This is a genomic window from Trinickia sp. EG282A (genome assembly GCF_040965455.1).
Classification (GTDB): Bacteria; Pseudomonadota; Gammaproteobacteria; order Burkholderiales; family Burkholderiaceae; genus Trinickia; species Trinickia symbiotica.
In genome coordinates this window covers 810,676-837,469 of sequence record NZ_JBFRCC010000002.1, presented here as the reverse complement: position 1 = coordinate 837,469, position 26,794 = coordinate 810,676, and the positions used below count along the sequence as shown (strand labels likewise).

At 65.8% G+C, this 26,794-nt stretch carries 23 protein-coding genes; 10 read left to right on the top strand and 13 right to left on the bottom strand.

From position 1 onward, the window contains the following. Positions 1-119 precede the first annotated feature (119 nt). Positions 120-491 carry a hypothetical protein gene (locus AB4Y31_RS11700; RefSeq protein ID WP_368674492.1) on the bottom strand — a complete coding sequence of 124 codons (372 nt, stop codon included), beginning with the start codon at positions 489-491 and terminating at the stop codon, positions 120-122. Positions 492-714: 223 nt separating this feature from the next. On the opposite strand from AB4Y31_RS11700, the gene glpD reads away from it, so the two are divergent. From glpD to AB4Y31_RS11685, 3 genes are all read left to right on the top strand, one after another. Next, complete coding sequence (gene glpD / locus AB4Y31_RS11695; RefSeq protein ID WP_368674491.1) at positions 715-2,280, top strand: glycerol-3-phosphate dehydrogenase; 1,566 nt, start codon at positions 715-717, stop codon at positions 2,278-2,280. Between the two features lie 85 nt (positions 2,281-2,365). Beyond that, positions 2,366-3,865 carry a glycerol kinase GlpK gene (gene glpK / locus AB4Y31_RS11690; protein WP_368674049.1) on the top strand — a complete coding sequence of 500 codons (1,500 nt, stop codon included), beginning with the start codon at positions 2,366-2,368 and terminating at the stop codon, positions 3,863-3,865. A gap of 149 nt (positions 3,866-4,014) precedes the next feature. Continuing rightward, positions 4,015-4,722: an MIP/aquaporin family protein gene (locus AB4Y31_RS11685; RefSeq protein ID WP_368674048.1), complete on the top strand. Its 708-nt coding sequence runs from the start codon at positions 4,015-4,017 to the stop codon at positions 4,720-4,722. Positions 4,723-4,850: 128 nt separating this feature from the next. On the opposite strand, the gene AB4Y31_RS11680 is transcribed toward AB4Y31_RS11685, so the two are convergent. After that, positions 4,851-6,032 (bottom strand): MFS transporter, encoded by a 1,182-nt coding sequence (locus AB4Y31_RS11680; protein ID WP_368674047.1) that lies wholly within the window; start codon positions 6,030-6,032, stop codon positions 4,851-4,853. A 110-nt stretch (positions 6,033-6,142) separates the two neighbouring features. Between AB4Y31_RS11680 and AB4Y31_RS11675 the strand changes: the two genes are divergently transcribed. From AB4Y31_RS11675 to AB4Y31_RS11655, 5 genes are all read left to right on the top strand, one after another. Beyond that, entirely contained in the window at positions 6,143-7,147 is a 1,005-nt protein-coding gene (locus AB4Y31_RS11675; protein ID WP_368674046.1) for a LysR family transcriptional regulator, read from the top strand. A 107-nt stretch (positions 7,148-7,254) separates the two neighbouring features. After that, the gene (gene miaB, locus AB4Y31_RS11670) at positions 7,255-8,628 is read left to right on the top strand and encodes a tRNA (N6-isopentenyl adenosine(37)-C2)-methylthiotransferase MiaB (RefSeq protein ID WP_368674045.1); all 1,374 of its coding nucleotides are present in this window, start codon (positions 7,255-7,257) and stop codon (positions 8,626-8,628) included. Positions 8,629-8,670: 42 nt separating this feature from the next. Then, complete coding sequence (locus tag AB4Y31_RS11665) at positions 8,671-9,744, top strand: PhoH family protein (RefSeq protein WP_018443740.1); 1,074 nt, start codon at positions 8,671-8,673, stop codon at positions 9,742-9,744. An 81-nt stretch (positions 9,745-9,825) separates the two neighbouring features. Beyond that, entirely contained in the window at positions 9,826-10,305 is a 480-nt protein-coding gene (gene ybeY, locus AB4Y31_RS11660) for an rRNA maturation RNase YbeY (RefSeq protein WP_018443739.1), read from the top strand. A gap of 21 nt (positions 10,306-10,326) precedes the next feature. After that, positions 10,327-11,007 (top strand): gamma-glutamylcyclotransferase, encoded by a 681-nt coding sequence (locus AB4Y31_RS11655; RefSeq protein WP_368674044.1) that lies wholly within the window; start codon positions 10,327-10,329, stop codon positions 11,005-11,007. 27 nt (positions 11,008-11,034) lie between these two features. Here the strand turns inward: AB4Y31_RS11655 and AB4Y31_RS11650 are convergent, their stop codons facing one another. Continuing rightward, positions 11,035-11,625 (bottom strand): DUF4337 domain-containing protein, encoded by a 591-nt coding sequence (locus AB4Y31_RS11650; RefSeq protein WP_368674043.1) that lies wholly within the window; start codon positions 11,623-11,625, stop codon positions 11,035-11,037. 171 nt (positions 11,626-11,796) lie between these two features. Between AB4Y31_RS11650 and AB4Y31_RS11645 the strand changes: the two genes are divergently transcribed. Both AB4Y31_RS11645 and lnt read left to right on the top strand, forming a co-directional pair. Then, positions 11,797-12,690 carry an HlyC/CorC family transporter gene (locus AB4Y31_RS11645; RefSeq protein WP_368674042.1) on the top strand — a complete coding sequence of 298 codons (894 nt, stop codon included), beginning with the start codon at positions 11,797-11,799 and terminating at the stop codon, positions 12,688-12,690. Positions 12,691-12,825: 135 nt separating this feature from the next. Continuing rightward, positions 12,826-14,433 carry an apolipoprotein N-acyltransferase gene (lnt, locus tag AB4Y31_RS11640; protein WP_368674490.1) on the top strand — a complete coding sequence of 536 codons (1,608 nt, stop codon included), beginning with the start codon at positions 12,826-12,828 and terminating at the stop codon, positions 14,431-14,433. A gap of 83 nt (positions 14,434-14,516) precedes the next feature. Here lnt and AB4Y31_RS11635 read toward each other — a convergent pair whose 3' ends face one another. The 10 genes from AB4Y31_RS11635 to AB4Y31_RS11590 form a co-directional block, all read right to left on the bottom strand. Continuing rightward, complete coding sequence (locus AB4Y31_RS11635; RefSeq protein ID WP_368674041.1) at positions 14,517-15,392, bottom strand: M48 family metallopeptidase; 876 nt, start codon at positions 15,390-15,392, stop codon at positions 14,517-14,519. Beyond that, the gene (locus AB4Y31_RS11630) at positions 15,349-16,128 is read right to left on the bottom strand and encodes a lysophospholipid acyltransferase family protein (protein WP_368674040.1); all 780 of its coding nucleotides are present in this window, start codon (positions 16,126-16,128) and stop codon (positions 15,349-15,351) included. Before AB4Y31_RS11630 ends, AB4Y31_RS11635 begins: the two co-directional genes overlap by 44 nt. A gap of 22 nt (positions 16,129-16,150) precedes the next feature. Next, positions 16,151-16,702 carry a D-glycero-beta-D-manno-heptose 1,7-bisphosphate 7-phosphatase gene (gene gmhB / locus AB4Y31_RS11625; protein ID WP_018443732.1) on the bottom strand — a complete coding sequence of 184 codons (552 nt, stop codon included), beginning with the start codon at positions 16,700-16,702 and terminating at the stop codon, positions 16,151-16,153. 3 nt (positions 16,703-16,705) lie between these two features. Continuing rightward, entirely contained in the window at positions 16,706-18,847 is a 2,142-nt protein-coding gene (gene glyS, locus AB4Y31_RS11620; protein WP_368674039.1) for a glycine--tRNA ligase subunit beta, read from the bottom strand. Between the two features lie 25 nt (positions 18,848-18,872). After that, on the bottom strand, positions 18,873-19,880 hold the full coding sequence (glyQ, locus tag AB4Y31_RS11615) for a glycine--tRNA ligase subunit alpha (RefSeq protein ID WP_368674038.1): 1,008 nt from the start codon (positions 19,878-19,880) through the stop codon (positions 18,873-18,875). A 273-nt stretch (positions 19,881-20,153) separates the two neighbouring features. Next, the gene (gloA, locus tag AB4Y31_RS11610; RefSeq protein ID WP_368674037.1) at positions 20,154-20,540 is read right to left on the bottom strand and encodes a lactoylglutathione lyase; all 387 of its coding nucleotides are present in this window, start codon (positions 20,538-20,540) and stop codon (positions 20,154-20,156) included. Between the two features lie 120 nt (positions 20,541-20,660). Continuing rightward, positions 20,661-21,506, bottom strand: a complete 846-nt coding sequence (gene rsmA, locus AB4Y31_RS11605) for a 16S rRNA (adenine(1518)-N(6)/adenine(1519)-N(6))-dimethyltransferase RsmA (RefSeq protein ID WP_368674036.1) — start codon at positions 21,504-21,506, stop codon at positions 20,661-20,663. 80 nt (positions 21,507-21,586) lie between these two features. Continuing rightward, on the bottom strand, positions 21,587-22,645 hold the full coding sequence (gene pdxA / locus AB4Y31_RS11600; RefSeq protein WP_368674035.1) for a 4-hydroxythreonine-4-phosphate dehydrogenase PdxA: 1,059 nt from the start codon (positions 22,643-22,645) through the stop codon (positions 21,587-21,589). An 84-nt stretch (positions 22,646-22,729) separates the two neighbouring features. Then, entirely contained in the window at positions 22,730-24,148 is a 1,419-nt protein-coding gene (locus tag AB4Y31_RS11595; RefSeq protein ID WP_368674034.1) for a peptidylprolyl isomerase, read from the bottom strand. 110 nt (positions 24,149-24,258) lie between these two features. After that, positions 24,259-26,637 carry an LPS-assembly protein LptD gene (locus tag AB4Y31_RS11590; RefSeq protein ID WP_368674033.1) on the bottom strand — a complete coding sequence of 793 codons (2,379 nt, stop codon included), beginning with the start codon at positions 26,635-26,637 and terminating at the stop codon, positions 24,259-24,261. Positions 26,638-26,794: the final 157 nt, after the last annotated feature.

The window sequence follows — 26,794 nt, the reverse complement described above, 5'->3', positions numbered from 1 at the left end:
ACGTGCGGCGCCATCATAGGCCCGATCCCGTGGTCTGCTCAGGCCGGTAGCGCGCTCGCCGCGATGCGGCGCGCTCGGATTCGGGTGGAACCGCTCCCCCCGCGCCCTTCAGTTCACCCCTAGCCTCCGCGCAGCGACGGATCCACGGCCGCGCGCCAATTGATCGCCTTCACGCGCGCCTCGTTGAAAAATTCCGCCCAGGCGGGCCGGGCATCCGAACCGCCCGCGACCAGCGCCGCATGCCGCTCGGCAATGGAGTTTTGAAACGCGCAAAAGTCGGCCTGTGTCACGCGGCGGTGCCGATAGCCGACATAGGCGTCGAGCAGCGCCGAATAGACGGCCGGCGCATCCGCACCGTAGTCCGCCTGCAAGCCGCCGCATTGCGCCTGCAGCGCCGAGAGCGGCGGCGCGCCGAATCCGGCCACGCCCGCCGCGCATCCCGTAGCGAGCACGACCGCCAGCACCACACCGCACCATCCGAATCCTCGCATCGTCCACCTCTTCGCAGTTTTCGTCATAGTAGCGCCGCACACACCCTCGCGCGCTGACGGCATGCGCGCCGCTCAAACCTGCGGCGCACGAGTCATTTGCTTTACTTTTTCGAAAATGTTCGATAGATTTCGAAAACGAACATGACGCGTTCGCTACGCTTTCCAATACCGGCGAATCGCGGCCATGCAGATGGCCAGGCAAAGAGGTGAGCGAGTGACAGAACTGAGGGAAGGGGCGCGATACGATCTGCTCGTCGTCGGCGGCGGCATCAACGGAGCGGGAATCGCGCGAGACGCCGCGGGGCGCGGGCTCGCCGTGCTGCTCGTCGAACAGGACGATCTCGCCGCGCATACCTCGTCGTCGAGCACAAAGCTTATTCACGGCGGGCTGCGCTACCTCGAATACAAGGAGTTTTCGCTCGTTCGGAAAGCGTTGAAGGAGCGCGAGACACTATTGCGCGCCGCACCGCACATCATCCGCCCGCTGCGCTTCGTGATGCCGCATATGCCGAATCTGCGTCCGGCGTGGCTGATTCGCGCCGGGCTTTTCCTCTACGACCACCTCGCGCGGCGCGAGCTGCTGCCGGGCTCGCGCGGCATCGTCATGCGCCGTCATCCGGCCGGAGCGCCGCTCGTCGATTCGATCGAACGCGGGTTCGTCTACTCCGACGGCTGGGTCGACGACGCGCGGCTTGTCGTGCTGAACGCGCTCGATGCGAGCGAACGCGGGGCCGCGATTGAAACCCGCACGAAGCTGGTCAGAGCCGTCCGTGCCGGAGGCGAATGGCAAGCCGAGCTCGAGCGCGCCGACGGCACGCGGCTGGCCGTCCGTGCCCGCGCACTCGCGAACGCGGCGGGGCCGTGGGTCGGCCAGCTCCTGCACGAGGCGCTAGGGCGCGGCGCACAGCATACCGTGCGACTGGTCAAAGGCAGTCATATCGTGACGCGGCGCCTCTTCGAGCACGATCACGCGTACATCTTTCAAAACCCCGACAAGCGGATCATCTTCGCGATCCCGTACGAGCGGGAGTTCACGCTGATCGGCACGACCGACGTCGAGTATCACGACGATCCAGCCCGAGTCGCGATCGACGACGCGGAGATACGCTACCTCTGCGAATCGATCAATCGCTACTTCAAGCGCAAGGTCGCACCGGCCGACGTCTGCTGGAGCTACTCGGGCGTGCGACCGCTCCTCGAGGAGGAAGGCGCCGCCGACCCGTCGGCCGTCACGCGCGACTACCGGCTCGAACTCGATACCGGCACGAACGCGAGCGGATCAGACGCCCCTCTGTTGTCGGTCTTCGGGGGCAAGATCACGACGTTTCGCAAGCTCGCCGAAGAGGCCGTGGACCTCCTCGGCGAGGCGCTCGACCACCGCGCGCCCGGATGGACGGCGGGTGCGGCGCTACCGGGCGGCGACATCGCGAACGGGCAATTCGATCGGTTTGCAGCACGCTTCGCGAGCGGGCATCCTTGGCTTCCGGCGGAGCTTGCGCACCGCTATGCGCGAGCTTACGGCACCCGGGCCGAGCGCATGATCGGCGAGGCGCGCTCGGTCTCCGATCTCGGGGCCGAGCTGGCACCCGGGCTGTACGAACGCGAACTGGCCTATCTGAGCGGCACGGAGTGGGCGCGCTGCGCCGACGACGTGCTGTGGCGCCGTTCGAAGCTCGGTCTTCATCTCGCGCCGGGCACGCTGGACCAGGTGCGATCGCGGATCGACTCGTGGTTCACCCAATCCCGGTCGCTCGAGAGCGCTTCGCGGGCTTCCGTTTTTCCGCAGTAACCGGCGGCGCGCAAAGCGCGGCCGGAGCAAACACACGCCGCACGCGGGCCGCGGCGAATGACGACAATCACATGGAGGGCAGACAATGCAGGACCAATACATTCTTGCGCTCGATCAAGGCACGACCAGTTCGCGCGCGATGGTCTTCGACCGAATGGGCAATATCGTCTCCGTCGCCCAAAAGGAGTTCACGCAGATTTACCCCCGGCCCGGCTGGGTCGAGCACGATCCGCAGGAGATCTGGTCGACGCAGGCCGGCGTCGCGGCCGAAGCCGTCACGCGCGCGGGCTTGAACGGCGGCTCGATCGCCGCGATCGGCATCACGAATCAGCGCGAGACGACGATCGTCTGGGATCGCGAGACGGGCCAGCCCATCTACAACGCGATCGTCTGGCAGGACCGCCGCACGGCCGAGCTCTGCGACGCACTCAAAGCACAAGGGCTGGAGGCCGAGGTCCGCGCGAAGACCGGGTTGCCGATCGACGCCTACTTTTCGGCGACGAAAATCCGCTGGATTCTCGATAACGTCGAGGGCGCGCGCGAAAAAGCCAAGCAAGGCAAGCTCGCATTCGGCACCGTGGACAGCTGGCTCGTCTGGAACTTCACGAAGCAGGCGCTGCACATCACCGACGTGACGAACGCCTCGCGCACGATGCTCTTCAATATCCATACGCTGCAATGGGATGGCGACCTGCTCGAAGCGCTCGATATCCCGCGCAGCATGCTGCCCGAAGTGCGGTCCTCGTCCGAGGTCTACGGGCCGACAGTGACGACCGTCTTCGCCTCGAAGATTCCGCTCGCGGGCATCGCGGGCGATCAGCACGCCGCCCTCTTCGGGCAAATGTGCACGAAGTCGGGCATGGTGAAGAACACTTACGGCACCGGCTGCTTTCTCGTCATGAACACGGGCGCGAAGCCGATCGAATCGAAGAACAACCTCGTTACCACGCTCGCCTGGAAGATCGGCGATCGTGTCGACTACGCACTCGAAGGCAGCATCTTCATCGCGGGCGCCGTGGTTCAGTGGCTACGCGACGGACTCGGCATCATCAAGTCGGCGAGCGAAGTGGAAGCGCTCGCCGCGAGCGTGCCGCATTGCGACGGCGTCTACCTGGTGCCGGCCTTCGCCGGCCTCGGCGCGCCTCATTGGAACCCGCGAGCGCGCGGCACGGTGTTCGGCGTAACGCGCGGCACGACGAGCGCACACCTCGCGCGCGCGGCGCTCGATTCGATCGCCTACCAGTCAGTCGACGTGCTGACGGCCATGCAAGCCGATTCGGGTATCCGCGTGGGCGAGTTGCGTGTCGACGGCGGTGCCTGCGCGAACGATCTGCTCATGCAGTTTCAGGCCGACTTGCTCGGCGTGGCGGCCGTGCGCCCGCGCATCAGCGAGACGACGGCGCTCGGCGCCGCCTATCTCGCCGGGCTGGCAGTCGGGTACTGGAAAGACATCGGCGAGCTCGAGAGCCAGTGGCAGCTCGACAAACGTTTCTCGCCGACGATGGAGCGAGGAGCGGCGCGCGAGTGTCTGGCCGGCTGGCAGCGCGCGGTGGCGGCCGCGAAAGCCTGGGCGGACGCCACCTGAGTCGCGCCGGCGGACGGCCGAGACCCACTCATCGATCGCATGGGCCGTGCGAGCGAAGAGAAGCCGATCCGAACGACAAAAAAGCAAGCGCGGGCGGCATCGCCCCAACCCGCGACTCGATACCAACGAATGCCATTCCGGAGACAAACATGTCACCTCTCATTGCTGAATTCGTCGGCACGGCGCTGCTCGTGCTGCTCGGCAACGGCGCCGTTGCCAATGTGTTGCTCGCGCGCACGAAGGGCAAGGGCGCCGATCTCATCGTCATCGTCTGGGGCTGGGCAATGGCCGTGTTCGTTGCCGTGTACGTCACGGCTTCGTTCAGCGGCGCTCACCTGAACCCGGTCGTCACCGTGAGTCTCGCGCTCGCCGGCAAATTCGCCTGGAGCAAGGTGCCCGGCTACGTGGCGGCGCAGATGCTCGGCGGGATGGCGGGCGCCTTCCTGGTCTGGCTCGCCTACCGGCAACACTTTTCGAAGACGGACGATCCCGACGTCAAGCTCGCCTGCTTCTGCACCGCGCCGGCAATCCGCAGCGTGCCGCACAACGTCGTGACCGAAATGATCTGCACGTTCGTGCTGATTCTCGGCGTGCTCTATCTTGCCTCGCCGCAGGTGGGGCTCGGCGCGCTCGACGCACTGCCCGTCGGCCTGCTCGTGCTCGGCATCGGCATCTCGCTGGGCGGGCCGACCGGCTACGCGATGAGTCCGGCGCGCGATCTGGCGCCGCGCCTCATGCATGCGCTGCTGCCGATTCCCGGCAAGCGCGGGAGCGACTGGCGCTATGCGTGGATCCCTGTGTGCGGGCCGCTCGCGGGCGGAGCGATGGCATCGTGGGTCTATATGCACATGCATTGACGCCGCGCGAGGTCGGCCGCCCCGGGCGTTGCTGGCCGGCGCCATCGCCGCCAGCCGGGGGCACCGGGCGGCGCCCGCTGCGGCAGTAATCGAACACACGCTCCGGGTTGTGCGGCAACCACTGCGACTCAGCAGACCTGCTCGGTCGCCCGGCGCGGCTCCGCCACGCGCCGGCGATCCATCCGTGCCGCCACCACCGTGACGAGAAGCGCGGCAAAAGTCACGGCGACGGCCACCCACGGCAGCGCCGCGAGTTCGAGCCCATGCGTGAGCGCGAGCCCGCCTAGCCAGGCACCTCCGGCATTGCCGACATTGAACGCGCCGATGTTCAGCGTCGACGCCAGATTGGGCGCGTGCCGCGCCTTCTCGACGACGCGCATCTGCAGCGGCGGCACGGTCGCGAAAGCCATAACGCCCCAGACGAATACGGTGACGGCGGCGGGCAGCGGCAGATGGCTCGTCTTCGCGAAGATGGCCATGACGGCCGCGAGCGCGACGAGAATCGCCATCAGCGAGGGCATCAGCGCGCGATCGGCGAGCTTGCCGCCGACGACATTGCCGACCGTCAGCCCCGCACCGAACAGCACGAGGATCAACGTCACGGTGTGCGGCGCAAAGCCGGTCACCTGCTCGAGAATCGGCGCAATGTACGTGAAGACGACGAATACACCGCCGAACCCGAGCACGGTCATGGCAAGCGCGAACCAGACCTGCGGCTCCTTCAGCACGCGCACTTCGCGAGCGAGGCCGACGGGCCCCGCGTCGTGCCGATTCGGCACGAGCGCGGCGATGCCGGCGAAGGAGAGGACGCCAAGCCCCGCCACGATCCAGAACGACACGCGCCAGCCGAAGTTCTGGCCGACGAACGTGCCGAACGGCACGCCGAGCACGTTCGCGAGCGTGAGCCCCGTGAACATGAGCGCGATGGCGCTTGCCTGCTTCTCGCGCGGCACGAGCGAAGCCGCGACGACGGCGCCGATGCCGAAGAACGATCCGTGCGCGAACGACGTCACTACGCGCGCGATCATCAGCATCCGGTAGTCGCCCGCGATCGCGCAAAGGATGTTGCCGATCACGAAAATCGCCATCAGGAGCTGCAACGAGGCTTTGCGCGGCATCTTGCTGGTCAGCACGGCGACGAGCGGCGCGCCGACCGCCACGCCGAGCGCGTAACCGGAGACGAGCAACCCGGCGGACGGAATCGACACGGCGAGATCACGGGCGACTTCGGGCAGCAGCCCCATGATCACGAACTCCGTCGTGCCGATGGCGAATGCGCTCAATGCAAGCGCAATGAGAGGAAGAGGCATGGCTAATCGAAACCAAGAGTTCGAGACCGCGCCATTGTCGCGAGGCTGCGGGAATTTGATAATTGGCCTATCGTTTGAATCATTCTCAATTTTCTTGGAATAAACAACCGATGGATCGGCTCGGCGACATCCGGCTTTTCGTCGAAGCGGCGCAAGCGGGCAGCATTACGGCGGCCGGCAGGCGGCTCGGGCTGACGCCGGCGGCCGCGAGCGCGCGTCTCGCGAAGCTGGAGGCGGCGCTTTGCACGCGCCTGTTCGAGCGGACGACGCGCCAATTGAGGTTGACGGACGAGGGCCGGATCTATCTGCGCCATGCGACGCAGGCGCTGCAGGCGCTCGACGACGCCGAGGCCGCCTTGCAGGCCGGACGCAACGTCGTGCGCGGCAAAATCCGCGTATCGACGACGTCCGACTTCGGGCGCAACATGCTGATAGGGTGGCTCGACGAGTTCAACGCGCTTTACCCTGATGTCACGTTCGCGCTTTCGCTTGCCGATTCCGTTTCGAACCTGCTCCAGGACGACATCGACATCGCGATCCGGTTCGGCACGCCGCGCGAGGATTCTTCGCTGGTGGCGCGGCGGCTCGCCACGAACCGACGGGTGCTCGTCGCCTCGCCCGAGTATCTTGCGCGGCACGGCACGCCGGCCTCGCCGGCGGACCTGGCGCGCTTTCATTGCATCGTGCTCGTGATCGCGTCGGGACCGCTCAACGAATGGACTTTCGTGCGCGGCGCGCAATCGGAGAGTTACACGGTGCCGCTCGAAGCCTCGCGCGAAACGAACGACGGCGCCGTGACGCGGACGTGGGCGATCGGCGGCTATGGCATCGCGCTGAAGTCGCTCTGGGACATCGACGCGGACCTGCGCGCGGGCCGCTTGCAAGTCGTCCTGCCCGAATGGCGCCACGCGAGCGATACACCGCTCACGGCCCTCTTCCACGGGAACCGCTATCGGCCGCCGCGCGTGCGCGCGCTGCTCGATTTCCTCATCGAGCGTTTCGCTCACGTGGAGCGGCACTGGGTCGAGCTGCCGGGGCTCGCCGCGGCGAGCCCAGAACTCGACGTGCCGGACGCACGCTCCCCGAGCCGAGGCCGGCAACCCGAAGGGCTATAATTCAGGGCTATGCGGAGCGTGGCCTGCCGGTCCTGTCGACCGGCATCGCGCCCTTTTTTATCTCGAATTTCACCGCCCCCAGGTCAACCACTGCGATCGGCGACTTCATGACCAAAAAAGTGTATGTAAAGACCTTCGGCTGCCAGATGAACGAGTACGACTCCGACAAGATGGTCGACGTGCTCGGGCAGGCGGAGGGCCTCGTCAAGACGGATACGCCCGAAGAGGCCGATGTCATCCTCTTCAACACGTGCTCGGTGCGTGAAAAAGCGCAGGAAAAGGTCTTCTCGGATCTGGGCCGCGTGCGCGAGCTCAAGGAAGCGAACCCCGATCTGCTGATCGGCGTCGGCGGCTGCGTCGCGAGCCAGGAAGGCGCGGCCATCGTCGCGCGCGCGCCCTATGTCGATCTCGTCTTCGGCCCGCAGACGCTGCATCGCCTGCCGCAGATGATCGGCGCGCGCCGCGCGACAGGGCGGGCGCAAGTCGACATTTCGTTTCCCGAGATCGAGAAGTTCGACAATCTGCCGCCCGCGCGCGTCGAAGGTCCGAGCGCGTTCGTCTCCATCATGGAAGGCTGCAGCAAGTACTGCAGCTACTGCGTCGTGCCGTACACGCGCGGCGAGGAAGTGTCGCGCCCGCTCGACGACGTGCTGACTGAAATCGCCGGCCTCGCCGACCAGGGCGTGCGTGAAGTGACGCTGCTCGGCCAGAACGTCAACGCGTACCGCGGACCGCTCACGGCGGGCTCCTCGGAGATCGCCGACTTCCCCACGCTGATCGAATATGTCGCCGACATGCCCGGCATCGAGCGGATTCGCTACACGACCTCGCACCCCAAAGAGTTCACGCAGCGCCTCATCGACACCTACTCGAAGGTCGACAAGCTCGTTTCGCACCTGCACTTGCCGGTGCAGCACGGCTCCGACCGCATCCTCATGGCGATGAAGCGCGGCTACACGGTGCTCGAGTACAAATCGGTGATCCGCCGGCTGCGCGCCATCCGCTCGGACCTGTCGCTCTCGACCGACATCATCGTCGGCTTTCCGGGCGAGACCGAAGCCGATTTCGCCAAGACCATGGCGCTCGTCGACGAGATGAATTACGACACGAGCTTTTCGTTCATCTATAGCCCGCGCCCCGGCACGCCGGCCGCGAACCTGCACGACGATACGCCGCGCGAAGTGAAGCTGAAGCGCCTGCAACACCTGCAGGCGACGATCGACGCCAACGCCGCGCGGATCAGCCAGTCGATGGTGGGCGGCATCGAGCGCATTCTCGTCGAAGGGCCGTCGCGCAAGGATCCGACCGAGCTCGCCGGACGCACGGCGAACAATCGCGTCGTGAATTTTCCGGCGCCGCCCGCGGTGCACGCGCGCCTCATCGGGCAAATGATCGACGTGCGCATCGGCCATGCTTATCCGCACTCGCTGCGCGGCGAGCTCGTGCTCGCAGACGCCGACGCCAATGCCGCGGCGCATTGAGAACCTTCTTTCAGGACTACCGTTCCGGACAACCGTTTGACCTTGAAAACAGCCCAGCCTCTGGAATTCAACGCACCGCGCGACGACAATGCGCGCCTTGCCAACCTTTGCGGACCGCTCGACGAGAATCTGCGGCAGATCGAGCAGGCACTCGATGTGACGCTGCAGCGTCGCGGGCACCGGATCGCTATCCGCGGGCGCGGCGCCAAGGTTGCGCTCGGCGCGCTCGAGAACTTCTACAATCGCGCACGCGAGCCGCTATCGGTCGACGACATTCAACTCGCCCTCGTCGAGGCGCGCCACCCCGGCAACCGTGGCGCGGGCATGGCCGACGAACCGCTCGAGGCGGCGGGCGTGCGCTATGACCCCGATCACCCGTTCGACGAGCCGGCGGGGCTCGACGACGAGGATCTGGAAGAGCTCGGTCCCAAGCTCTACACGCGCCGGGCGGATCTACGCGGGCGCACGCCGCACCAGCGCGAATACCTCAAGCAGATCGTTTCGCACGACGTGACGTTCGGCGTCGGGCCGGCCGGCACTGGCAAGACCTATCTCGCTGTTGCCTGCGCGGTCGACGCGCTCGAGCGCGATCAGGTGAAGCGCATCGTGCTCACGCGGCCGGCCGTCGAAGCCGGCGAGCGCCTCGGCTTCCTGCCGGGCGACCTCGCGCAGAAAGTCGATCCGTATCTGCGCCCGCTTTATGACGCGCTCTACGATCTGCTCGGCTTCGACAAGACGGCCAAGATGTTCGAGCGGCAGATGATCGAGATCGCCCCGCTCGCCTACATGCGCGGCCGCACGCTCAATCATGCGTTCATCATTCTCGACGAAGCGCAGAACACGACGCCCGAGCAGATGAAGATGTTCCTCACGCGTATTGGCTTCGGCTCGAAAGCCGTGGTCACCGGCGACACGACGCAGGTCGACCTGCCGCGCGGGGCAAAAAGCGGGCTCATCGAAGCGCAGCAGGTGCTCGCGAACGTGCGCGGCATCGCGCTCACGCGGTTCACGAGTGTCGATGTCGTGCGTCATCCGCTCGTTGCCCGCATCGTCGAGGCTTATGACAAACATGCGAAAAACGACGACCAGGAAAAGCCCGGGCGCGACGATCGTTAGCGCCCGTATGACGCGGCGCCAGCGCGGGCCACGGCGTTCCGCGCCATTTGGCAGCGATCACGACAGAGACGGATTGCCCACATGAGCGCCACCCACACGCCCAAGCTGACACTGGCGCTGCAGTTCCCGGCAGCGTCGGCTTATCCGCGCCATAAGGCGCTGCTGACGCGCGCGCGCGTCGCCAAGTGGATCAAGTCGGCCCTCTTCGCCGACGGCGAGCTGACGCTGCGCTTCGTCGACGCCGACGAGGGCCGTCTGCTCAATCGCACCTATCGCGGCAAGGACTATGCGACGAACGTGCTGACGTTCGCTTACGCGGAAAGCGCCGACGAGCCGGTCACGGGCGACATCGTCGTCTGCTGCCCCGTCATCGAAAGAGAAGCAGCCGAGCAAGGCAAAGCGCTCGAGGCGCACTACGCGCATATGATCGTGCACGGCACGCTGCACGCGCAGGGGTACGACCACGAGCAGGAGGACGAAGCGCGCGAGATGGAGGCGCTCGAAACCGATATTCTTGGAGGACTCGGTTTCGCCGATCCGTACGCCGAGCACGAACGTTGACGGCGCCCGACGAATTTCGACATGGCGCGATTTCCCGATTCCCCCAACCTTCGCCTCGATGACGGCGCCGCTGCCGCCGGCGATTGCGCCTATCCGCCCGCGTTGGCCGAAGGCCGGCTGCTGTCCGACGAGGAGCTCGCCGCGTCGCTCGCCCGTGCGTTGAAAGACTGGGACGGCAAGTGCGATCTCTGGCTCTTCGGCTATGGATCCCTCATCTGGAACCCGGGCATGCCCGTGGCGGAAAGCGTGCGTGCGCGCGTGAACGGCTACCACCGCGGGCTTTACCTTTGGTCGCGCGTCAACCGCGGCACCCCCGAGCAGCCGGGGCTCGTGCTCGCGCTCGATCGCGGCGGCTCCTGCACGGGCGTCGCCTTCCGGCTCACCGGTGAAACGGCGATGCCGCATCTGCAAGCGCTGTGGCAACGCGAAATGCCGATGGGCTCGTATCGGCCGCAGTGGCTGCCCTGCCGGCTCGTCGACGGACGGTGCGTCCCGGCGCTCGCGTTTGTCATGCGGCGCGATGTCCCCACCTATACCGGGAAGCTGCCCGATGCCGTCGTCAAGGCGGTGTTCGGCTGCGCGCGCGGGCGCTACGGCACGACGCTCGATTACGTGAGCCGCACCGTGCAGGCATTGCGCGAAAGCGGCATGCCCGATCGCGCGCTCGAGGCCTTGCTCGCGCGCTGCCGCGCGGACGATTGAGCTTTCCGAGGGCCCCGCTTCGCTGACTCAAAATCCCGACGCGGCCGCCACGCCGACGAGCACGCCGACGCCGGCCACGCCCAACGCCCCGACGAGCAGCCATCGGCGTCGCGTCAGCAGCGTGATGGCCGCCAGCGAAATCGCGATCTGCGTAAGCGTCGTGGCCTGCGCCCAGCGATGATGCCTGTGGAGCTGCTGTTCGCTTTCGGCGTCGGCTTCGCGCACGCCCTTTTCTAGCGCTTCGGCATGCTCGCGAATCGCCGCCTTCTGCTGCTCGTATTTGGCGACGTCGGCCTGGAACTTCGCGCTCGCCGCCGTATCCTTGCTCGTCAAGGCCGCACCGAGCTCGGCGAGGTTCTGCTTTTCCCCCTTCGCCTGATAGTAGCTCCACTGATCGGCCGCCTCGGTCTTGCGAATCGCCGCTTCGTTCTTGTAAAAGAGCGCGAGCCCTTCGGTGGAGCCGCCCTGATACGAGAAAATGGCGCCCAACGTCGCGAATACGGCCGTCATGACCGCGACCCGACCCGCAAACGGATCGGGCGGCGCATGATGACCGCCATGTCCCGCATGTTCGAGGGCTTCGTCATGGGGACCGTGCACTTCAAAATCGTCCGACATATTTGTTTCGCGCGAGAAGGGTAAAAGAGCACCGTGCATGAGGTATGCGCGCATTCGTCGATGCGCGTTGCGCGACTTTATCAGGATGGCGCGCGCGCTTGGAGAGTCTTGCGCCTGGTGTATCCTTAACTTTCCGCTTACCACGCGTCCGGCCGTCTCGGACGCTTCGCCATGAACGACTCCTATCCCAGTCGACGACACACCGACAAACCGCATGAAAAGCGTTCGCTGCTCGAACGCCTGACCGATCTCATCTCGCCCGAGCCCGAAACGCGCAGCGAGCTGCTCGAAATCTTGCAGGACGCGCATACGCGCAATCTCATCGATGCGGACTCGCTCTCGATGATCGAAGGCGTATTCCAGGTCTCCGACCTATCCGCGCGCGACATCATGATCCCGCGTGCGCAGATGGACGCGATCAACATCGCCGAGCCCCCCGAGCAATTCATTCCGTACGTCCTCGAGAAGGCCCACTCGCGCTATCCCGTCTATGAAGGCAACCGCGACAACGTGATCGGCGTCCTGCTCGCGAAGGACCTGTTGCGCTACTACGCGGAAGAGGATTTCGACGTGCGCGGCATGTTGCGGCCCGCCGTGTTCATTCCCGAGTCGAAGCGGCTCAACGTGCTGCTGCATGATTTCCGCGTGAACCGCAATCACATCGCGATCGTCGTCGACGAATACGGCGGCGTCGCCGGCCTCATTACGATCGAAGATGTGCTGGAGCAGATCGTCGGCGACATTGAGGACGAGTACGACTTCGACGAAGAAAGCGGGAACATCATCGCGTCGCCCGACGGCCGCTACCGCGTGCGCGCGCTGACCGAAATCGAGCAGTTCAACGAGACCTTCGGCACGCAGTTCTCCGACGAGGAAGTCGACACGATCGGCGGGCTCGTCACGCATCGCTTTGGCCGCGTGCCGCACCGCGGCGAGCGCATGCGCATCGACGACCTGATCTTCGAGGTGCTGCGCACCGACGCCCGCCAAATCCACATGCTGCTCGTCCGGCGCGATCCGCTCGCCGGCCAGCGCGAGCGCGAACAGCAGCACGTGGAGAGCTGAGTGGCCGAACCGATTTTGCCCCGCGCGCGCCAACGCGCAGCCACCTCGGTCGATGCGGCGAACGCCGCCGGCGCCAGCCTCCGTTCCGGTAGCGCGGGACGCTACGATCGCCCAGGACGCCCGTTCGACCGACCGATCTCGGCACCGCGAGCGCTGCCCCGCTGGCATTACCTTGCCGCGCTCGCGGCCGGCGCGGCCAACACGCTGTCGTTCGCGCCGACGCCGCATGGCGGCTGGCTCGCGCTCGCGCTGTTCGCTTTTCTCTACGCCTGGCTCACGCGCACGACCGGCTGGAAAAGCGCGGCGCTGACGGGTGGCGCGTTCGGCCTCGGCAACTTCGTCACGGGCGTCTGGTGGCTTTACGTCAGCATGCACGACTATGGCGAGATGGCGGCGCCGCTCGCGGGCGCGGCGGTCGTGCTGTTCTCGCTCTACCTCGCGCTCTACCCCGCCCTATCCGCGGGCCTATGGTCGTTTTGCGCCGGCCATGCCGAAAACGGCAGGCGACGCGGCGAACTGCCGTTCTACCCGACGTGGCACGGCACGTTCGCGTTCGCGAGCGCGTGGGCGATCGGAGAATGGCTGCGCGGCACGATGCTGACCGGCTTTCCGTGGCTCGCGAGCGGGTACGCACAGGTGGACGGCCCGCTGGCGGGCTTCGCGCCGATTGCGGGCGTCTATGGAGTCGGGTGGATCGGGGCGCTCGTCGCGGCGCTCATCGTCCAGGCGGTCCACGCGGGCATCGCTCGCCGCGGCCGCGAGCGGTGGGTGGCCGCCGCGATATGCCCGGGGCTGCTCGCGCTGGGGCTCATCGCGAGCGGCATGCTGCTCACGCGCGTCACATGGACGCTGCCGGCGAACGCACCGCTCAACGCACGCGTTCTGCAGGGCAACGTCAAGCAAGAAATGAAGTTCGACGAAGCGGGCGTGCGGGACGCTATCGCGCTCTATCAAAGGATGATCACGGAGAAGCCGGCCGATCTGATCGTCACGCCCGAAACGGCCGTGCCGCTGCTGCCGCAGCAATTTCCGCCGCCGTTCGCGCAGGCTGTGCGCAAGTTTGCCGACAGCACCGGCTCATCCATCCTCGTTGGCGCGTTCGGCGCGACGATCACGCCCGATGGCCAGATGATCGATCCGACGAACAGCCTCTTCGGTATCACGCCGAACTCCAATGAGCTCTACCGCTACGACAAACGCCATCTCGTCCCGTTCGGCGAGTTCGTGCCGTTGGGCTTTCATTGGTTCGTGCAGCTCATGAACATCCCGCTCGGCGATCTCGCACGCGGCCAGCCGGTGCAGCGGCCGTTCATGGTCCACAACCAGCCGGTCGACGTCGATATCTGCTACGAAGACATCTTCGGCGAAGAGATCGCGCGCTCGCTGCGCGAAACGGCGACGCCGGCCGGCGTGCTCGTCAACGTGTCGAATCTCGCATGGTTCGGCGACACCATCGCGCTCGATCAGCATTTGCAGATGGCGCGCATGCGCACGCTCGAGACGGGCCGCCCGATGCTCGCGGCGACGAATACGGGAACGACGGCCGCGATCGACGCGCACGGCCGCGTCGTGGCGAAGCTGCCTGCGATGACGGTCGGCTCGCTCGATGTGACGGTTCAGGGCACGGCAGGCCGCACCCCCTATATCGCGGCGGGCAACAACATCGTGCTCGCCGTGTCGCTGATGCTGCTCGCCTTCGGCTTCGCGTTCGGGCCGGCCAGGCAAAAGCGGCGCAACGACTGAAGCGCCGACTGCAACCGGCGGATCACCCAGCGGCCTGGCGGGCTGCAACGCGCATCGGAGAAGGGAGAGACGCAGCCCCCGCCTCACAATGCCGGCAGCAACTCCGGCGGATGATGCTTGAGCGTATGCCGCGCTTCGCGGAACTCGGGGAAGATCGACTCAACCGTTTGCCAAAAGCGCGGGCTATGGTTCATCTCCCGCAGATGCGCGAGTTCGTGCGCGACGACGTAATCGATGATCGAGAGCGGGAAATGAATGAGGCGCCAGTTGAGCCGGATGCGCCCGTCGCTCGAACAGCTGCCCCAGCGCGTCGCGGCCGATGACAACGCATACCCCTTGAAGCCGACGCCGAGCTTTTGCGCGTAGACGTCAAGCCGCTCGCCGAAAAGCCGCTTCGCCTCCCCTTGCAGCCAACCTTGCACGCGGTCCTTGATCTGCTGCGCGTCGGCGGATCCCGGCAGCGCGAGCGCGAGCAAGGCCGCGTCCACGTCGAAGGTCAACCTTCCGTGCGCCGACGCGAGCGCGATACGCACCGGCTTGCCCAGGTAGGGAATCTGCGCACCGTCCTGCCAGTCGATCCGCGGCAGCGCGCGCTGCTCGGCGCGCGTCTGCCATTCGGCCAGCTTGGCGAAAATCCAGCGTTCCTTGCCGACGATGGCCGCCTCGATGTCGGCAAGCGTGACCCAGCGCGGCGCCGTGATCGTGAGGCCGGTGCCGTCGATCGCGAAACCGATCGTGCGCCGCGCCGACCGCTTCAAGCTGTACTCGAGTGTGCGGCCGTTCAGCGTCAGGCGGCGCAGTTTGGCGGCGGGGGCAAAGGGAGAAGCCGGCGTCTGCGTCGGCGATGAAGGGGACGACGGCGGCAAAGCGGCATCGACGTGCGGCTCGACGAATAGCGGCAAGTCGAGCTGCCGGCTATCGAGTGCTTTGGCTGAACGGGGCGTTACGGGCTTCGGCATCGGCTTCCCTGTTCGAATAGGCGCCTGGGTCGATGCGGCGCATCTCGGCTTCGATCCATGTCTCGACGCGCGTATTGAGCTCGTCGGGGGTCAATCCTTTCGGATCGATCGGCTTGCCGATCGAAACGGTGACGATGCCCGGGTACTTGATGAACGAGTTGCGCGGCCAGACATGTCCTGCATTGTGCGCGATCGGGACGACGAGCGCTCCGGTATCGAGCGCGAAGCGCGCACCGCCGGTCTTGTACTTGCCCTGCTTGCCGACGGGCGTGCGCGTGCCTTCGGGAAACATGATGACCCAGGCGCCTTCGTCGAGGCGCCGGCGCCCCTGCTTGACGACCGAAGCGAAGGCGTACTTTCCTTCCTTGCGATTGATATGGATCATCTTCAGCATGCCGAGCGCCCAGCCGAAGAACGGCACGTAGAGCAGCTCACGCTTGAAGACGAAGCAAAGCGGGTGCGGCATCGTTGCCGGCAGCGCGAGCGTTTCCCAGGCCGATTGATGCTTCGAGAGCAGCACGGCGGGGCCGTCGGGCAAATTTTCGAGCCCCTCGACACGATGGCGGATCCCGTTCAGGTGCCGCAGCACCGCGAGGGTCGAGCGGCACCAGCCGACGGCCATCCAGTACCGCTTGTCGGCACGCAGGAACGGAAAGGCGATGAAACAGGCGATCGCGTACGGAATCGTATAGACGACGAGGTAGAGGAAAAGCAGAAGGGAGCGAAGGAAGCGCATCGGTGTCGTCGATCGTTTGGCGTCACTCGTCCTGATCGGCGAGGTACGTGAGCGCGAACGCCTTCAGATTTTCGTGCACGCGCGTGCCTTCGGGCAAGCCGCCAGCGACCAGCGTTTCGCCGCCTTTGCCCGTCAGCACGAGATGCGTCGGAAAGCCGAGCGCGGCGCCCGCCTGTAAGTCGCGTAGCGAATCGCCGACAACGGGCGTCACGGCCGGCTCGATCTCGAAGCGCTCGACGATCATCTTGAGGAGGCCCGGCTTCGGCTTTCTACACTCGCACTGGTCGTCCGCCGTGTGCGGGCAGAAAAACACGGCATCGATGCGCCCGCCGACGGCCGCCGCCGCGCGTTGCATTTTCGCGTGCATCGCGTTGAGCGCGGCCATGTCGAAGAGCCCGCGCCCGATGCCCGACTGATTCGAGGCAACGACGACGCGATAGCCGGCCTGATTGAGCCGCGCGATGGCTTCCAGACTACCCGGAATCGCGACCCATTCGTCGGGCGACTTGATGAACGCATCCGAATCGACGTTGATGACTCCGTCGCGATCGAGGATGACGAGTTTCTTGGTCATGGGCTAAGCCGCAAGCTTCGAAATATCGGCGACGCAATTCATTTGCGCGTGCAGCGCGGCGAGCAGCGCGAGCCGGTTCTTGCGCAGCGCCTCGTCGTCGGCATTGACCATGACGTCGTTGAAGAAGGTATCGACGGGGTCCCGCAGCGTCGCGAGCGCCGACAGCGCGCGCGTGTAGTCGCGCTGCGCGAGCTGCAACTGGACTGCCGGCGCAACCTTGCGGAGCTCGTCGTTGAGCGCCTTTTCAGCGGCTTCGACGAGCAGCTTCGGCTCGACGCCAGGCCGGATGTCGGCAACCAACGGGGAAACGGTCGCCGGCGCGGGCTTTGCCTCGGCTTCCGACTTCTTGAGGATATTGGCGATCCGCTTATTGGCCGCGGCCAGCGCCTCGGCTTCAGGCAACGCCGCGAACTCGCGCACCGCGTCGAGTCGCTCGACGATATCGTCGAGCCGCCTCGGCTCGAGGCTCAGCACGGCCTCGACCTCGCCCGCCGTATAGCCGCGCTCGCGCAGCAAGCCGCGCAGGCGGTCCATGAAGAAGGCATAGAGCGCCTGAGTCGCTTCCGCAACATGCGGCTCGCTCGCAAAGCAGGCATAGGCCGCGTGCAGCAGATCGACGAGATCGATCGGCAGCTGCTTCTCGATCAATAGGCGCAGCACGCCGAGCGCATGGCGGCGCAGCGCGAACGGATCCTTTTCGCCGGTCGGCACGAGGCCGATCCCCCAGATGCCGACGAGCGTCTCGAGCTTGTCGGCAAGCGCGACCGCGGTGCCCACGCCCGTCGAGGGCAGTTCGTCCCCCGAAAAGCGCGGCTGATAGTGCTCGCTGCAGGCTAGCGCGACATCCTCGGCTTCGCCGTCGTGCCGCGCGTAGTAAGTGCCCATCGTGCCCTGCAACTCGGGGAATTCGCCGACCATGTCGGTCAGCAGGTCCGCCTTCGCCAGATAGGCAGCGCGCCGCGCGAGCTCGACATCGGCATGAATGAACGGAGCGATCGTCCCCGTCAGCGCGACGAGTCGCTCGACGCGCTTCAGTTGGGACCCGAGCTTGTTGTGGTACACCACATTGGCGAGGAGCGGCACGCGCTCGGCCAGCGGCCTCTTTTTGTCGTGCTCGAAAAAGAACTTGGCGTCGGCCAATCGGGGGCGCACCACACGCTCGTTGCCTTCGACGATCTCGACAGGCGTTTTGGTCTCGATATTCGAGACGATCAGAAACCTCGAGCGCAGCTTGCCGGCCGCGTCGGTCATCGCGAAGTACTTCTGGTTGGTCTGCATGGTGAGGATCAGGCATTCCTGCGGGACCTGCAGAAACTCGTCCTCGAAGCGGCACTCGTAGACCGCCGGCCACTCGACGAGCGCCGTCACTTCATCGAGCAAGGCATCCGGCATCAGCACCTTGTCGGCCTGCGCGTGCGCGAGCAGTTGCGTGGCGATCGTCTCGCGGCGCTCGGTGAAGCTCGCGACGACGCGCCCCTTCGTGCGCAACGTCGATGCGTATTCGTCGGCATGGAGAATCGCCACAAGGCCTTCGGACATAAAGCGGTGGCCGAGCGTCGCGTCGCCGGCATCGATGCCGAAAGCCGTGACCGGGACGACCTCCTCACCATGCAGGACGGTGAGCCGCTGGACCGGGCGCACGAATTGAACGCTCGTGCCGTCGGGACGCTGGTAGGTCATCACCTTCGGGATCGGCAGTTTCGCGAGCGCTTCGTCGAGCGCAGCCTGAAGGCCGTCCGCAAGCGTCGCGCCGGGCGCCGAGTAGCGGAGGAAAAACGCTTCCGCCTTGCCGTCGGACGCGCGTTCGAGCTCGTCGAGCCGAGTGTCGGGAAAGCCGAGCGCGGCAAGCTTTTTGGCTAGCGGCGCGGTGGGCTGGCCGTTCGCGTCGAGCGCGACCGAAACGGGCAGCACTTTCTCGCGCACATGCTTCTCGGGCGCGACGGCGCGCACGCGTTTGACGAGCACGGCGAGGCGGCGCGGTGTCGCGAAGCGCTCGAAAGACGGCTCGCCGTCTATCAGATCGCGCGCCGCGAGCCGCTCGACGAGCCCTTGCGCGAAGGCATCGGAGAGCCGCGCCAGCGCTTTCGGCGGCAGCTCCTCGGTCAGCAGCTCGACGAGCAGGGAGGCGGTAGAGTCTTGATTCATGTTGTCGGATCTTTATCGGGTCTCGTCACTTCTCGTCGACCGTTCGCTCCGCTCTGAGCGGCGGCGTCCAGGCCGGCATCGCGGCGTCCTGCTCATCGGTCGTGAGGCCTCTCACGCCGTGCACCGGGTTGCCGAGCATCGGAAAGCCGAGCTTCTCGCGCGAATCGTAGTAGGCCTGCGCAACGAGCCGCGAAAGTGCACGGATCCGGCCGATATAGGCCGCGCGCTCCGTGACCGAAATCGCACCGCGCGCATCGAGCAGGTTGAACGTGTGCGCAGCTTTCAGCACCAGCTCGTAGGCCGGCAGCGCGAGCTGCGCTTCGATCATCCGCTTTGCCTCGGACTCGTAGCTGTTGAAAAGCGTGAAGAGCAGATCGACGTTCGCGAACTCGAAGTTGTAGGTCGATTGCTCGACTTCATTCTGGTGATAAACGTCGCCATAGCTGAGGCGCCGCAACTCCGGACCGTTCGGGCCCGCCTCTTCCCATTCGGTCCAGACGAGGTCGTAGACGTTCTCGACCTTTTGCAGATACATTGCGAGGCGCTCGAGGCCGTAGGTGATTTCGCCGAGCACCGGCTTGCAATCGAGGCCGCCGACCTGCTGGAAATAAGTGAACTGCGTCACTTCCATGCCGTTCAGCCAGACTTCCCAGCCGAGCCCCCAGGCGCCGAGCGTCGGGTTCTCCCAATCGTCTTCGACGAAGCGCACGTCGTTTTGCTTCAAGTCGAAGCCAAGCGCCTCGAGCGAGCCGAGATAGAGATCGAGAATGTTTTCGGGCGCGGGCTTCAGCACGACCTGGTACTGGTAGTAGTGCTGCAGGCGGTTCGGGTTGTCGCCGTAGCGGCCGTCCTTCGGGCGGCGCGACGGCTGCACATAGGCGGCACGCCAGGGCTCGGGGCCGACGGCGCGCAGGAACGTGTGCACGTGCGACGTGCCGGCGCCGACTTCCATGTCGATCGGCTGAAGCAGCGCGCAGCCCTGTTGATCCCAATAGGACTGCAGCGTCAGGATGATTTGCTGGAACGTGAGCATGTCGTGCCTTTTGCGGCGGGCGGCGCATGAGGCCGCTGAGTTCCGCCGACGTGTCGAAAGGCCGGCCGGACTGGATTTCCGAATGCACGGCCGGGCGCGGGACGCGATCATTCATGCGACCCGCGCTGCGAAACGATGAATTTTACCGGATTGGTGCGGCGTTGAGGCTTTTGGCGGGTCGCGCTCGAGCGCGAGGGCTGTGGCGCAAGGCCGATCGGACAGTTCCATCGAGGGCAGAGCCACGCGCGCAATGGCGCGCGCGGCGCGGTTACGTCAACGCTTTCTCTGAATGAACTCGATTTTGTAGCCATCCGGATCGGTGACGAATGCGATCACCGTCGTGCCGTGCTTCATCGGGCCCGCCTCGCGCACGACCGTGCCGCCTTGCGCCTTGATCTGTTCGCAGGCCGCGTACGCGTCGTCGACCTCGACGGCCAGATGACCGAATCCCGTGCCGAGGTCGTACGATGGCGTGCCCCAGTTGTGCGTGAGCTCGATGACGGTGCCCTCGCTTTCGTCCGTATAGCCCACGAATGCGAGCGTGAAGCGGCCCTCCGGATAGTCCTGCCGGCGCAACACTTTCATGCCGAGCAGGTTCGTATAAAACGCGATCGAGCGATCGAGATCGCCGACTCGCAGCATCGTGTGAAGCAGGCGCATGCTGTCCTCCCTTCGGTCGAAAAACGGAACGCGACAAACCTTGAATCTATCAAGAAAGCCGAAACGCCGCTGCGAGCCCGGCGCGACTCGAGCGCCGAAACGGCACGCCGCACGGCGCGCTCACTCGGAAGGCACTCGCCCCGGCGCAAGCGCCTGCGCCACACGTACGTATTCGTCGACGGACACTTCTTCGGCTCGACGGGAGAGATCGAATCCGAGCGCATCGAAATCGACTTGCTCCCGGTAGGCGGACAACGTATTGCGCAGCATCTTGCGCCGCTGCGAAAACGCGGCCAGGACGAGATCGGCGAACACGCGCTCGTCGACGGGCGCGAGCTCGTCCGGAGCAAACGGGATCATCCGCACGATCGCCGAATCGACTTTCGGCGGCGGCTGGAACGATTCGGGCGGCACGTCGAGCAGCTTGTCCATCACATAGCGGTATTGCAGCATGACCGACAGGCGCCCGAACGCCTTCGAGCCCGGCTCGGCGACCATCCGCTCGACTACCTCGTTCTGCAACATGAAATGCTGGTCGACGACGATCGGCGCGAACGACATCAGGTGAAAGAGCAGCGGGCTGGAAATGTTGTAGGGCAGATTGCCGACGATGCGCAGCGTCGGCCTGTCGCGCGTCTCGACGAGCGAGCCGAAATCGAACGCGAGCGCATCGCCCGCGTGCAGCGCGAGCCGTTCCCCGAATTTCTTCTCCAACCGCGCGATGAGGTCTCGATCGAGCTCGACCGCATGCAGCGGCGAGTCGGGCGTCGCGATCCGCTCGATCAGCGGCTCCGTCAGCGCGCCGAGCCCAGGGCCGATCTCGACCATGCGCTGGCCCCGCTCGGGACGGATCACGTCGACGATCGAATCGATGATGCCCATGTCGACGAGAAAGTTCTGCCCGAACCGTTTGCGCGCCAGGTGGCCTTCATGCTGGCGGCTTTGATGCTGTCTGCTCGTGGACATCGGGTCGTGGAAAGCGCGGAAAAGATGGAATCGAAGTGATGGATAGTCGAGCGGCGCGGCGAATCGGCTCGAGCGCTCGCTCAAGCGCCGCGCCGGTTCCGCGCCATCGCCACCGCCGTGTCGATCGCGGCGATGAGGCTGCCCGCATCGGCCTGCCCGGTGCCGGCCAGATCGAGCGCCGTGCCGTGATCGACCGACGTGCGGATGATCGGCAGCCCGAGCGTCACGTTCACGCCTTCCCCGAACGTCGCGTACTTGAGCACCGGCAGCCCCTGATCATGGAACATCGCGAGCACGCAATCGGCTTGCTCGAGGTAGCGCGGTTGAAACAGCGTATCGGCGGGATAAGGGCCGCGCGCGTCGATCCCGCGCTGCTCCGCGAGCGTCAGCGCCGGCGAGATCACATCGATCTCCTCGCGCCCGAGATAGCCGTTTTCGCCCGCATGCGGATTCAGGCCCGTGACGAGAATTCTCGGCACGGGCAGCCCGAAATCGCGCCGCAAATTCTGATCGATGATCGCGAGCGTTTCGACGAGCCCATCGACAGTCAGCGCCGCGGGCACATCTTTCAGCGGCAGATGCGTCGTTGCGAGCGCGACGCGCAGCGGGCGCGCGCCCGTGCCCGCGAGCATCATCACGACGCGCGCGGTTCCCGTGCGCTGGGCCAGATACTCGGTGTGGCCCGTGAAAGGCACGCCCGCGTCGTTGATCGTGCTCTTTTGGAGCGGAGCCGTCACGATCGCATCGAAGGTGCCGGCGAGCGCGCCGTCGATGGCGCCGTCGAGCAGGCCGAGCACGTAACGACCGTTGGCCGCGTCGAGCCGGCCGGCCTGAGCGGCGGTAGCGAGCGGACGATGCTCGACGTGCACGCGGACGTCGCTCGGCGGGCGCCCGCTGGTTGCGGCCATGCCAGTCGCAGCGGAGCCACCGACGAGCGCAGTCCAGTCGACGCCGACGGCGCGCGAGCGCGCCTCCAGCAAAGCCTCGTCGCCGAATACGGTGAAGTGGGCATCGGGCCAATGGGCCGCGGCGCCCGCGAGCGCCATCGCCGTCAGCTCCGGGCCGACGCCAGCCGGCTCGCCCGTCGTAATCGCGATCCGCAGGGGGGAACGCTTTTCGTTCGTCGTCGCGTTCGTCATCTCTCGTCGCTCATTGCGCCGCTGCACGCCTCAATCGCAGCGGCCGGCGCCTCGCTCCCGCACGGCGCCGCTTCTCTCGTGGCCTTACTGCTGCGCGAGCGAGCTGCCGAGCTTGTACTCGACGTAGGCCGAATCGCGCAGCTGCCGCAGCCAATCGGCATACGCCTGCTCGGCCTTGCGCTGGCCTATCGCCTGCCGCGCCATATCCATCTGCTGCTGGATCGAACCCGGCGCTTCGCGCCGGCCGAGCACCTGGATCAAGTGATAGCCGTACTCGGTGCGCACGGGCTCGCTCACCTCGCCGTCCTTCAGGTTATTCATGGCCCGCTCGAACTCGGGCACCGTCTCGCCGGGGCTGATCCAGCCGAGGTCGCCGCCTTGCGAGGCGGAACCGTCCTGCGAGTACGATTGCGCGAACTTGGCGAAATCGCCGCCCTGTTCGATCTGCTGGCGGATTTCGAGCTCCTTCCTGCGCGCCTCCTGCTCCGAGAGGCCGGTCGGGCTCACGCGCAGCAGGATATGGCGCACATGGGTCTGCATCAGCTTTGCCGCCTCGCTCGTCGAGCCGCCGACGCCCGTGCGCCGATCGACGAGACGCATGATCTCGAAGCCTTCACTCGTGCGGATCAGATTGGGGCTGACCTGGCCGGGGCGCAACTGCGAAGACGCTTCGACGAACTCACTCGGCAACTGCGACGGCGGCTGAAAGCCGAGGTCCCCGCCCTTTTTCGCGTCGGCCGCCTGCGATTCGTCCTTGGCGAGCGACTCGAAGTTCGCGCCGTCCTTCTTGGCGCGATCGAGAATCGCCTGAGCCTTCTGCTGGGCCGCCCCGAGGACGTCTTGCGTCGCGCCGTCGGGCACCTTCACGAGGATATGCTCGATGCGCAAGTCCTGTTCCGCCTTCGAGCCGGGACCGCGTTGGCTCGCGATGTAGTTGACGACTTCCGCATCGGATACGCTGATCCGGCTGTCGACCTCGCGCTCGCGCAGCTTCGAAAGCGTGAGCTCGGTACGCGCGTCGCGCGTGAAGACGGACCACGGCACGCCTTCCGCTTCGAGCCGCGCGCGGTAGACTTCGAGCGTCATGTTGTTGGCTTGGGCGAGGCGCTGCAACGTCGACTGCACGGCTGCATCGTCGATGTTGATGCCGTCTTCCTTCGCCTTTTGCAACTGGATCCGCTCGAGCACCATTTGATCGAGCACTTGCTGCTTCAACTGCTCGGCGGGAGGCACCGGCGCATTTTGCTGCTGCAGACGACGCGCGACCAGATCGACGCGCAGCTGCAGCTCGCGCTCGGTGATGACGTCGTCGTTGACGACGGCCGCCACCGAATCGACGGGCTGCGCCGCCTGAGACGACCCGGGCGTCGACGCGGGCGCGCCTTGCAATGCCTGCGCCGCCGCCGGCGTTGCCGGAACGACGAGAAAAACGACAAATAGGCCGCAAGCGGCGGCAATATTGGCCGCAAGCGTTGCCATGCGAAGCTTATTCGTGATTGCCACAGCTACTCCATTGTTGTCGGGCCGTCGAAACACGAGGCCCTTCCCCGTCGTCTTGCACAATGCTCCTCGCGCCCGCGGCGCGCCGGAAAATGCTGACCGCCGCCTCGCCCTCACTCGTAATCGGAGAATCGCGAAAGCGGCGGCGCCGGCGGCGGGGGCGGCTGATAGCCTTCCACGCCGGCCCTGAACGCCGCCGTGAGCCCGTTGTCCACGTGCGAGAGGCCCTTCAGCGTCAGTTGCGCGAGCACGCGCGTGCCGGAACTCGGCACACCCGAGGCCGTGATCCCGTTCACATAGCGTTGCAGACCGATGCCGAAGCCCCAGCAGTCGGCATCGTACTGGAAGCCGACCAGTCCGTCGACAACACGGTTGTCGGCCAAATCGTACTCGATCCGCCCGACCGCGAAGATGCGCCGGGTGATCGGCCATTCGCCCGAGATCAGCAACTGGTTGATCGGCTCGTTGTTGTTGAGTGCCAGATCGGCCCGCGTGTATTGATACGACAAGTTGATCACTTTGCGATCGGCGGGGCTGAAGCCGAAGCCGGTGATGGCCTGGACGAACTGACTCTGCTCGGCATTATATTGGACGGCCGCCTGCGTCGAAAAACCGGCGCCGATCTTGAGCGATCCGCCCGCGATGACGTTCGAGCCTTTCGTCCCGGGTTGCACGTTGGTCGTGCTGACCAGCACGCGCTGGTTGACGAAGTTGTATTGCTGGGCGATGACGAAGCGCGCGCGCTCGTCGCCCGTGGCGGCGTCGATGAAACGCGTCGTGAGCGCCGTCGTGACGCGGTTCGCGTCGGCCACGCGGTCGTTGCCGACGAACGAATTGGGCATGAACATCTCGGCAAGCCCGAAATCGAGCGGAGCCGTGTCGAAGAGCGGCGCGCGATTCTGATTGCGGTACGGCGAATAGACGTAGTAGAGCCGCGGCTCGAGCGTCTGGATGTAGTCGCCGCCGAAAAGCCGCACCGACCGTTCGAAGATGAGGCCGCTGTCGAAACTGTACGTCGGGACCGCCTCGGTGAAGTTCTTGGGCTCGCCCGCCGGCACGTCCGTGCCGATATTCGTGAGGTTGTACGCGGCAACGTGGGCCTGCACTTTCGGCACGATGAAGTAGCCGGGCGCATAGATGCCGTAAGACACGTACGGATTGAAAGCAAACCGATCGCCTTGCGTGGAATTGGAGACCGGTATCGTGAAACGCGTCGCGTCGGCCTCCGCGCCGAAGTCGAAGCCGCCGACGTTGTACCGCGTGTACTTGACGTTCAATTGCGGCTCGCGCCCGTAAGGCGTCGCGCCGGGATCGAACGACAGCCAGTGCTGCTCGCGCAACAGCACCGACCAAGGCCCGCTGTTATAGGTGAAGCCGGCTTCCTGCGCATACACGAGCTGCGCGCCGACCGTGTACTGGTTGCCCGCCGAGCCGAGCTGGTACGGATAGTTGATATCCGAGACCTTGTTGTAGTTGACGTAAAAGCCGAACCCGTTGCCGAGATTCTGATTGTGCTGCCAGAAGATCGCGTAGCGGTTTCGGTGGGCGGCGGCGTCGTTCGGCAGGTAATCGGTATAGAACGTGCCCGAGTAACTCGGCGAAAGATAGCGGAACTGCTGCTGCAACTGCACGCCGCGCCTTTCGATGTAGCGCCCCGTCACCGTCAGATCGCGGTTCGGCGCGATATTGAAATAGTACGGCTGCGAGAAATCGAACCCATTCGTCGAGCCGAACGAAAAGGTCGGCGGCAACAGGCCGCTCTTGCGCTCGTTGCTGAGCGGAAACGAAAGCCACGGGCTCGCGAAGATCGGCACGCCCTGGAAAAACAGTACGCCGTTGCGCGCGACGCCCTCGTCCTCGCCCGTGTCGAATTCGAACTTGCTGCCGCGGATGTACCAGGCGGGGCGCGTTTCGCACTGGCACGCCGTGTAGGTCGCATCGGTGAATACGGAACGCTCGCTATCGAGCAGCTTGACCTCTTTTGCGCTTCCCGAGCCGCCGCGCGTGGTGAAGCGATACTTCGGCACCGGCATGAAGCCCTGGCTCGATTCGACCTGCATATGGGCCTCGGGCCCGTAGAACACCGCACCGTTGGTGCTGATCCGCACATGCCCGTAAGCATCGGCCATGTCGGTGTCCTGATCGTAGTGAAGCGCATCGCCTTTCACGACCGACACGCCGCGCCGCACTTCGGCGGCACCCTTCGCGGCCATGTCGCGGTCCGCCGTGCCGCTCGCCTGGTCGCCGAGCACGAACGTCGAGGGAGCGCTGCCTGGGGCGAGCGGATGCTCCTCGATCTGCGGCGCGAGCCGCAGCCCCCAAGGCACGTCGATCTGCTGCGGCTCGGCTGCGGCGCCGGATAGCTGCGCATTCGAGATCGAGGGCATGAGACCCGGCACGGCAATCAATGCCGCGGCGAGCCGTTTCATGCGCGGGGCGCGATCGCAGATGCGGAAGCCGAAGGGATGCGTTCGAAGGTGTCTGGGCGGCATGTATCGATATTCGAATCGGCCGGCGGGCCGGCAACGGGCCGGTCGCTGCCTGCGTGCACCGCCGCGGGACGTGGCGGTCTCATCGAGCGCCCGCTTACCAGGGCGCGCGATGAAAGGCGGTCCAACGGGACCGTGCGAGGGCCAACACGGGGCGCAT